Consider the following 4084-nt stretch of genomic DNA (forward strand, 5'->3'; position numbering starts at 1 on the left):
GCCCCGCCGGCCATCGCCCCGCCGGCCATCGCCCCGGCGGCCACCGCGCAGCCGGCCCAGCCGTCGACACCGCCCGCCCCGCCCCGCGCGCCCAAGCCCGAGGGCGTCGTCTGGGACGAGCAGGACCTCCTGGAGTTCGCCACCGGCAAGATCGGCAACGTCTTCGGCCCGCGGTACGCCCGCATCGACGGCTACGCCCGCCGCGTGCGGCTGCCCGCACCGCCGTACCTCTTCGCCACCCGGGTGACGCAACTCGACGCCGAACCCGGCGAGTTCCGGCCCAGCTTCATCCGCACCGAGTACGACGTCCCCGAGGACGCCTGGTACGCGGTCGACGGCCAGGTGCCGCCCGCCGTCACCATCGAGGCGGGCCAGTGCGACCTGCTGCTGATCAGCTATCTCGGCGCGGACTTCACCAACCGGGGCCGGCGGGTGTACCGCCTGCTCGACAGCACCCTCAGCTTCGTCGGCGACCTGCCCCGCACCGGGCAGACCCTGCGCTACGACATCTGGATCGACCAGTTCGTCCGCCAGGGCGACACCCTGCTGTTCTTCTTCCACTACGACTGCTACGCCGACGGCGAGCTGATCCTGAAGCTCACCAACGCCTGCGCGGGCTTCTTCACCGACGAGGAACTGGAGGCCAGCCCCGGCCTGGTGCAGGGGCGCGCGGCCCGCGCCCAGGCCCCGGCGGAGAAGCGGAGCTTCAAACCGCCGGCCCGCACCGAGCGCACCTCGCTGACCACCACCGACCTGGACGCCCTCGCCGAGGGCCGGATCGCGGACGTCTTCGGCGAGGGCCACCGCCAGCCGCCCGGCTGCAACCCCTCCCTGCGGCTGCCCGACGGGCGGCTGCGGATGGCGGACGAGGTGACCGTCCTCGACCGCACCGGCGGCCGGCACGGCCTCGGCCGGATCGAGGCGGTCAAGCGGCTCGACCCCGACGGCTGGTACTTCACCAGCCACTTCCCGGACGACCCGGTCCTCGCCGGCTCGCTCGTCGCGGAGGGCGCGGTGCAGCTGCTGGAGGTGTACGCGCTCTCCCTCGGCCTGCACCTCACCCTTCCCGACGCCCGCTTCCAGCCGGTGCCGGACCTGACCACCGAGGTGAAGGTGCGCGGCCAGATCACCCCGCGCACCGAACGTGTCGAGTACCGCATCGACATCACCGAGCTGACCCTGCTGCCCCGGCCGGCGCTCGTCGCCGACGTGGTCGTGCTGCGTGACGGCACCCCGTCGATCAGCGTCACCGGGCTCGGCATCCGGCTGCGGGAGAAGCCGGGCACGCCGTACCGGCCGGAGGCCGGGGGAGAGGTCCCGCACTTCCTGGGCCGGCTCTCCCCGGCCACCGGAGAGCCCGCGCTGCTGAACGAGTTCCACATGGCGCACGCCGCGAAGGGCGACCTGGCCGTGGCGATGGGCCCCGAGTTCGAGATCTACGCGAACAGCAGGGCGCCGTACATCCCCAACGGCGACTTCCTCTTCGTCGACCGGGTGATGCGCCTCGACGGCACCCGCGGCACGCTGCGGCGCGGCGCGGTCATGGTCACCGAGTACGACGTGCCGGAGGACGCCTGGTACTACGCCGACAACGGGCATCCGTACATGCCGAACTGCGTCTACATGGAGTCCAGCCTCCAGGCGGCGATCCTCCTCGGTTACTACCTGGGCGCCACCCTGCCCTTCCCGGAGGAGCGGTTCAGCATCCGCAACCTCGACGGCCGCGCCACCCTGCTGAAGGACCTCGACCTGCGGGGCAGGACCGTCCAGCACCGCTCCACGCTGCTGTCCAGCGACCGGATGCCGGGCTCCATCCTGCAGAACTTCGCCTACGAACTCTCCTGCGACGGCGAGGTCTTCTACACCGGCGAGTCGCTGTTCGGCTACTTCAACGAGAAGGCGCTCGCCCGCCAGGTCGGCCTCGACAAGGGGCAGTCCGTGCCACCGTGGCTGGACGCCCGGCCCGCACGGCCGCCGGGCACCCGCCGGATCGACCTGCCCGCCTTCCGGGAGCGCACCGCGGGCACCGCGCCCCGCCCGGCCGGCGGTCATCTCGACCTCGTCGAGTGGCTGGACGTGCTGCCCGGCGGTGGCGAGCACGGGCAGGGCTACCTGCGCGGGCACCGCACCATCCGCCCCGACGAGTGGTACTTCTCCTGCCACTTCCACCGCGACCCGGTGATGCCCGGCTCGCTCGGCGTGGAAGCACTGCTGCAAGGGCTCCAGGTGTACGCCGTCGGGACGGGACTGACCGAGGGCCTGCGCAACCCGCGCTTCGCGCTGCTGCGCGGCACGGAGACGACCTGGTCCTACCGCGGCCAGATCCTGCGCGACGACCCCGACATGGAGTTCGACGTGCACATCAAGGAGATCCGCCGTGAGCCCGGCCGGATCGTGATCACCGGCGACGGCCACGTGTGGAAGTCGGACCTGCGCATCTACCGCCTCGGTGACCTGGGCATCGAGATCCACCACGACTAGCCGCCCCAGCCCCGGAGGAGACACCTCATGAGCACCGAGCAGCCGCGGCCGCGCTGGAGCGGACCCGTGGCCCCCGCGGTCGGCGACAGCGGGATCCGCGAGGCACTGACCAGCCTCGACGAACCCGTGTACATCCTGCGCGGCCCCCACGGCCTGGGCGCCGCCGCCGGTGGCGCCGTCGGTCCGGACGGGGAGCACGAGGTGGTCGCCGCCGTGCCGCCGCTGGGCCCCGAACGCCTGGGCAGCGCCGCCTTCCTGCGCGCCCACGGGGTGCGGCAGGCGTACATGAGCGGCGCCATGGCGGGCGGCATTGCCTCCGCCGACCTCGTCATCGCCCTCGCACGGGCCGGCTACCTCGCCTCCTACGGCGCCGCCGGCCTGCTCCCGGAGACGGTGGAGAAGGCCCTGCGGCGGTTCGCCGCCGAGATCCCCGGGCTGCCGTACGCCTGCAACCTGATCCACAGTCCCAGCGAGGAGCGCCTGGAGCGCACCGCCGTCGACCTGTACCTGCGCCACCGGGTGCGGTGCGTGGAGGCGTCGGCGTTCCTCGGCCTCACCCCGCACATCGTGCGCTACCGGCTCGCCGGGCTGCGCGCGGGCGGCCGGCACGGGGTGCTCGCGGAGAACCGGGTGATCGCCAAGGTGTCGCGCACCGAGATCGCCGAGCTGTTCATGCGGCCCGCGCCGGAGCCGATGGTGCGCGCCCTGCTCGCCGAGGGGGCGATCGACGAGGAACAGGCGCGGCTCGCCGCACGGGTGCCGCTCGCCGACGACATCACCGTGGAGGCCGACTCCGGCGGCCACACCGACCGCCGCCCGCTGCCCGCCCAGCTGCCGGTGCTCCTGCGCCGGCGCAACGCGCTGATGGGGGAGCTGGACTGGCCGGAGCGGATCCGGGTGGGCGCGGCGGGCGGCATCGGCACCCCGGAGGCGGCCTGGTCCGCGTTCGCGATGGGCGCCGACTACGTGGTGACCGGCTCGGTCAACCAGTCCTGCGTGGAGGCGGGCACCTCCGAGCGGGTCAAGGAGATGCTGGCCCAGGCCGACCTCGCGGACTGCGAGATGGCCCCGGCGGCCGACATGTTCGAGATGGGCGTGGAACTCCAGGTGCTCAAGCGGGGCACGCTCTTCCCGATGCGGGCCCGCCAGCTCTACGAGCTGTACCGCGCCCACGACGGCATCGACGACCTCCCCGCCGACGTGCGCGCCCGACTGGAACAGCAGGTGTTCCGGCGGCCCCTGGAGGACGTCTGGACCGAGACGGCCGCCTACTTCGAGCGCCGTGACCCGGCCCAGCTGGCCCGCGCCGCAGGCCACCCCAAACGGAAGGCCGCGCTGGTCTACCGCTGGTACCTCGGCATGGCGTCCCGCTGGGCGAAGACCGGCGACGCGGACCGGGCCGTCGACTACCAGATCTGGTGCGGGCCCGCCATGGGCAGCTTCAACTCCTGGGTGCGCGGCACCTACCTGGCCGCCCCCCGCAACCGCCGGGTCGCCGACGTGGCCCGCCACCTGATGGCCGGCGCCGCCTACCACCAGCGCCTGTCCATGCTCCGCGCGGCCGGTCTCGCCCTGTCCCCGGCCCTCGCCGACTACCCCGTGC

1 protein-coding gene and 1 pseudogene are annotated in these 4084 nt (G+C 73.4%); both read left to right on the plus strand.

All coding sequences use genetic code 11. The annotated features are described in order from the left end of the window. A pseudogene (locus CCN42_RS07425) lies at positions 1–2481 on the plus strand (hypothetical protein); the annotation flags it as partial. A gap of 27 nt (positions 2482–2508) precedes the next feature. Beyond that, on the plus strand, positions 2509–4084 hold a 1576-nt coding region (locus tag CCN42_RS07430), incomplete at its 3' end, for a PfaD family polyunsaturated fatty acid/polyketide biosynthesis protein (RefSeq protein ID WP_086733944.1).

The sequence above is a fragment of the Streptomyces glaucescens genome (assembly GCF_002154375.1).
GTDB lineage: Bacteria > Actinomycetota > Actinomycetes > Streptomycetales > Streptomycetaceae > Streptomyces > Streptomyces glaucescens.